At 57.1% G+C, this 3,996-nt stretch carries 5 protein-coding genes; 3 read left to right on the plus strand and 2 right to left on the minus strand.

All coding sequences use genetic code 11. The features are described from left to right. The first annotated feature begins 301 nt into the window (after positions 1–301). From JCM19049_RS19785 to JCM19049_RS09235, 3 genes are all read left to right on the plus strand, one after another. Complete coding sequence (locus tag JCM19049_RS19785; protein WP_279402837.1) at positions 302–574, plus strand: helix-turn-helix domain-containing protein; 273 nt, start codon at positions 302–304, stop codon at positions 572–574. A gap of 136 nt (positions 575–710) precedes the next feature. After that, positions 711–1,097, plus strand: a complete 387-nt coding sequence (locus JCM19049_RS09230) for a hypothetical protein (RefSeq protein WP_279402838.1) — start codon at positions 711–713, stop codon at positions 1,095–1,097. A gap of 430 nt (positions 1,098–1,527) precedes the next feature. Further along, positions 1,528–2,082, plus strand: a complete 555-nt coding sequence (locus JCM19049_RS09235) for a hypothetical protein (protein WP_279402839.1) — start codon at positions 1,528–1,530, stop codon at positions 2,080–2,082. 1,037 nt (positions 2,083–3,119) lie between these two features. Here the strand turns inward: JCM19049_RS09235 and JCM19049_RS09240 are convergent. Both JCM19049_RS09240 and JCM19049_RS19790 read right to left on the minus strand, forming a co-directional pair. After that, positions 3,120–3,785 (minus strand): pentapeptide repeat-containing protein, encoded by a 666-nt coding sequence (locus tag JCM19049_RS09240; protein WP_279402840.1) that lies wholly within the window; start codon positions 3,783–3,785, stop codon positions 3,120–3,122. A gap of 94 nt (positions 3,786–3,879) precedes the next feature. Next, the gene (locus JCM19049_RS19790) at positions 3,880–3,990 is read right to left on the minus strand and encodes a hypothetical protein (RefSeq protein ID WP_279402841.1); all 111 of its coding nucleotides are present in this window, start codon (positions 3,988–3,990) and stop codon (positions 3,880–3,882) included. Positions 3,991–3,996 lie beyond the last annotated feature (6 nt).

The raw sequence follows: 3,996 nt of genomic DNA on the forward strand, positions 1-3,996 counted from the left end.
GGTGGCGACCCAGCTTTTGCTTTAAGGAGGCACGGAAAAACGCTTGAACCTTTATCGGCTCTTCGCAATTGAGGGTGTAAAACTCAGTGCCTTGAACTATGCGTCGATATATCATCCATTCTACGAGTATTGATACATTCAGAAGGATGGGCGTGTACCTCGCTTGCTGGCCGCCAACAGGTGTGGGTCTGGTGGTCTGACCTATCCGTTGGTGTTTCCCTCCCTTATCAAGGCTGTCGACGGAAGTTGAAAACTGGACATAAACGGAACTCGAAAAGTGAACACTCTCAGAATAAGGAGTGTGATCACTTTGGAAGATTGGGCTTTGATCAGAAGGCTCGTAATAGATGGAGTTCCCAAGTCGCGGATCGCCCGTGATCTCGGAATTTCCCGCACCACCGTTGTGAAGGCGGCAGCTTCAACCACACCGCCTAAATACGAACGCAAACAGCAGGCAACCGCGTTCGCCCCCTACGAAGATGCCCTACGACGTTTGCTGAAGGAAACACCGACGATGCCTCAACGGTCATCGCTGAGCGGATCGGCTGGACCGGTCGGTGCGCTGGCTGCGTGAACACGTCGCGAAGTTCAGGCCCGAAATGCGGCCGGCCGATCCGGCCGACCGCATTACCTAGTTACCTGGTGACGCCGCCCAATGCGACCTCTGGTTCCCACCGCAGAAAATCCCGTTGGGCCAAGACCAGGCCTCGTTGATGCCGGTGCTGGTGATGACCTTGGCGAACTCCCGTTTCATGGCGGCCCGCATGATTCCCAGCCGTCATACCGAAGACCTTTTGCTTGACATGTGGGATCTCTTGCAGCAGTTTGAACGAGTGCCGCGCCGGCTCATCTGGGATAACGAGGCCGGCATCGGTCGGGGTAAGAAGCGCGCAGTCGGGGTGGAGCAGTTCATGGGTTCCTTGGGCACGAAACTCGTGCTGTTGCCGTCGCGGGACCCGGAGTCCAAGTGCATCGTTAGTGGAACCTATCAGGTAGATGTACTCCAGGTTGATGAAGAGCTCATCTGGTTTACGGTTACAAACCTGATACCGGCGAAAAATCAGAATATCGATCTGATCAAGCAGACTACTCGGTAATTCCTCTGGCATTGATCCTAGTTCCTTCACTGGGAGCAATTTTTAAGGCTCTATTCCTTGCCTCGGCCGTAGTTGTGATCGCTGGTGTAACTTATATAGCAGCCGACAAAGCGATTGCAGGTATCAGGGAGGCTATTCGCAAGAAAAAGAATCCGCCTGCTCATTACAAAGTTGTACGCCGCACAAACGGCTTGCTCATTGGTGACGGAATGTCGAAGAACGAGGCCGTGTCGCGTGCTCGAGCCAGCGGTAATGTATGGTCAACTACCAAAGCCGGGGCAAGGTCTGTGGCTTATAGCGTGAGAAGCAAAACACCGGTTGGCCCTGAAAAAGACAAGACCAATTCCTCCAAGAAGTATTGTCGCTACCACCCATCCGGACGCAGTCCTGGATCACACGCCTTCTACGGTGTTGCCGGCCAGGCATGCTGATGGAGGAAAAAGATGGAGCTGATCAAATGACCGTGACTCCCATAGATCCACGAGAATTGCTGAAGAGGTGGGAAGCCGCAAAGTTGCCGTCGGTGACTCCGACACAGGTGCGCGCGCTCCTTGAAGATAACTATAAGGCCTACGGAATTCCTGTTCATTTGATGGAACCTGATGGATTCGAATTTGATGAGGAAGTGCGGGAGGATCTGATTGATGCGTTGTTTACCATCACCAATCCCGCGGTTCTCCTGGAACTAAGAAATGGGCGGCCGGTCGCTGTCGATGAAGATGCCGTTGAAGACGCCGAGTTCTACTGGCAGGAGCTTTTCCATGGCGACATGCTGGAACTCCCATATCGGGTTCTTTCGGCCAGCATGCCTTGGGACAACGGGTCTCGGTATTGCTTGAGCGCGAAGGAAGTTTCATCACCGGCTTCAAGGTCTATGGGGTGGCAGGAGACAAGCTCAACCGGTACCTCACCGCGGTCATTGGTTTCCCGTCGCGCCGTGAGCAAGATCCGGAAGATGGGCCCTTCATGCGTGCGGGAGACCTGACGGACCCCGTGTTTGTGGACTACCTCGAAGCAACAGCTGAATGCGGGCTCATTTAGGCAACGCATAGGCGCTGCATTGAGTTGGATTAAATGCTCTGGGGCTATTACAGAGTTAGTCAACGCCCCGGCGAGAATGAGTGAGTGACCTACAGGATGGCGGGTGCCGTGTTGGAGGTCATTTCCTTTCTTGCTCTCACCGCCAGGTTCCCCTGACGGTGGAAGTCTTCTTCCTAACCCAGATTTTCTAGTACGTGAATAATTTAGCGATGCCACCAAGCCACGGCTGCTGCACGGCATCCGGAACGTTTCAGTTCGTCGCAGGATTCGAAAATTCTCACGATGTCTGAAACGGGGTGGATTAACAACCTGAAAGATCGGGCAATTTAGACTGCTTGGTTGCTATTTAGACTCGTGTGGGTACCGTTTGACTTGAAAATTCCGTGATAACGACAGCTTGTTCGAGGTGAGACGTCTTCCAACCTATAGGTTGCAAGACGTCACATCGATGCCCACTCCCGTGGTGAGCAATCCTCGAAAAATCAGTCGACTGACATTCTCATAACTATGTGCCGCAGCTAACGGCATAGAATCGGGTCTGCACCATTAGTTGCGAGACACTTTTGAAGGCCGATGCCCAAATAGGTCGGATACGCCAGCACATCTACTCATGTCCAACACATCGAACGCCAGATTCAGGCCCTCATCACCGCTGGCGTCCGACGTCATGACCTCTACATCGACCACGGCCAAACGGCCAGGACTGGCCAAGACATTTGACCCGCTACGTCCGTCACCGGTTTGCAGCGGTCAAAGAGTTCGTGGACTCCACCGATTTGCTGCCGTGGTACAGGAAATTCGAGAGTGAACGCGCTTTCTCCGGCTCTGCTTACACAATCAGCACCAACATGGAGCTGGTCTATTGTTGTAGACAACCTCATTGAGGGTGCGAGTGATGATCTGATCAGGTCCCGCCGTCCAACCGGATGGCGGGACCTTTTCAGTGCCCGCAGGTTCGTGCACCGGCTGCGGGGGGAGCGCCTAGTCTCGGACGGTGATCCCAAAGTGCACGGCGAACAGTTCGGCCAGCGACTGCAGCTGGGCCGGGTTTACCACGGTGCCGCGCAGGCTCTCAAGCCCGCTCAGGCTCTGCAGCTGGGCTCCGCGCAGATCCACCTGACGCATTTTTGCCCCGGCACAGTGCATGGTGCCGACTTTGACGTTCTCAAAGGCCAGACGCTCGATCCGGCACTGGCTCAAATCCAGCTCCTCGATCACGCAGTCCCGCAACAGCACGTCGCGCAGCCGGGCCCGCTGCAGACTGAGCCAGGTGAACTTTGACCCGCTGATCACCACGTTCTCCAGCTGCGCCTCGGCCAGGTCCGCGCCCCCGAACCGGCAGGCGTCCAGGCGCACCTGCCACATCCCAATCCGGTGGGCGTTCAGGGCGGGGATCTGCAGGTTCCCGGCCACGGTCCGCAGCCAGTGGGCAGCCTGCAGGTTGGCCTCGGAGATGCCCAGCCGCTGCAGTTCGCACTCCTCGAAGGTGCTGCCCGACAGGTCCAGCCCACTCAGGTCCAGGCCGCAGAACCGCACCCGTTCCTGCAGTCCGCGCTCGGCCAGGTCCGACGCCGTGCCTTCCCGCAGCACCGGCGGCAATGACCAGCCCCCGGTTTTTGGCGCAGCAACCGTGCGTGGAGCACCCATGACCATCCCTCTTCCCTCACCGTCCGGCAGGCCGGTCGGCCCGCCGTCCCTTCCACTGGGGAGGGTATCAAAACAGCGGCGCCGGGGCGGGAGGCTACTTGGCCAGGTACCCGCCGTCCACGGGCAGGGAGACGCCGGTGACGTAGGTGTTCTGCGCATTGGCGAAGTAGGCCACCGCCCCGGCCACGTCCTCGGGCAGGGCCACCCGGCC

It is taken from the genome of Arthrobacter sp. JCM 19049 (assembly GCF_001310435.1).

Bases quoted from the DNA above. Each gene is read 5' to 3' on its own strand.
- JCM19049_RS09235 (WP_279402839.1), top strand. From the start codon at position 1,528: ATGGAGGAAAAAGATGGAGCTGATCAAATGACCGTGACTCCCATAGAT.
- JCM19049_RS09240 (WP_279402840.1), bottom strand. From the start codon at position 3,785: ATGGGTGCTCCACGCACGGTTGCTGCGCCAAAAACCGGGGGCTGGTCA.